Here is an 811-nt window from a genome sequence, read left to right as displayed (position 1 = left end):
CCTTGCTCTGGGCCATGTCCTGAGCCGTGCCGAAGCCGAAGGAACGCCCATCAGCGCCGTGCTCAATGTGGGCCTTGCCGGAGCCTTTGATCTTGGCAGCCATCCCCTTCGTTCGCACTGTCTGGTGCGGGAAGAGGTCTGGCCGGAGTATGGCCTGCATGACGTCCAGACAGTTATTGCCGGGGCCTTTGGCTTTCCGCAGTGGCAGCCCCCGCAGGGCGAGGCCGTGCGCGACCGCCTGACCCTTTGCGGTGTTGAGGCTTTGTCGGCTTTCGGCGGCAGATGCGATGACGGCGTGCTGGCCCCCTGCCGCTCACTGACCGTGGCGGGCGTGAGCGCAAGCTTTGCCCGCGCGGCGGATCTGCGAAGCCGCTATCAGGCTGATCTGGAAAATATGGAAGGCTTTGCCGTGGCTTACGCCTGCGCACGACAGGGCATCGCCTGTGTGGAAGTACGCAGCGTGTCCAACAAGGTGGGCCCCCGCGCCAAAGAGGAAAAAGATTTCCCCGGCGCATTGCATGCCCTTGCCCAGGTGCTGCCCGCCCTTAACCTCATCTGAGTGGTGAAATGATTCAACTCAAAGCACGCATTGCCCTGGAACTTCCGGCCATCAACCGCGCCCTTGACCGGGCTGTGGAGACATTGCCCGAACCTGTGCGCCCGGTAACGCGGCACATCTTTGAGGCCGGAGGCAAGCGCCTGCGCCCGCTTCTTGTGGTGCTGACCGCCCGCCTGCTGGGGCATGACGGCGAAGACATCCACGACCTTGCCGTGACCCTTGAAATGCTGCACGCAGCCACCCTGCTGCACG

The 811-nt window shown here is 63.7% G+C and carries 2 protein-coding genes; both read left to right on the top strand.

Going from position 1 to position 811, the window contains the following annotated elements; all coding sequences use genetic code 11:
- On the top strand, nucleotides 1-559 hold a 559-nt coding region (locus V6C16_RS14515; protein WP_333543595.1), incomplete at its 5' end, for a phosphorylase family protein.
- Nucleotides 560-567: 8 nt separating this feature from the next.
- The coding region (locus tag V6C16_RS14510) for a polyprenyl synthetase family protein (RefSeq protein ID WP_333543594.1) at nucleotides 568-811 on the top strand (244 nt) is incomplete at its 3' end.

Source organism: Desulfovibrio sp. 1188_IL3213 (assembly GCF_036763145.1).
Lineage (GTDB): Bacteria > Desulfobacterota > Desulfovibrionia > Desulfovibrionales > Desulfovibrionaceae > Desulfovibrio.
Note: the sequence above shows the minus strand (reverse complement) of the source record. Positions and strands in the feature narration are given on the sequence as shown.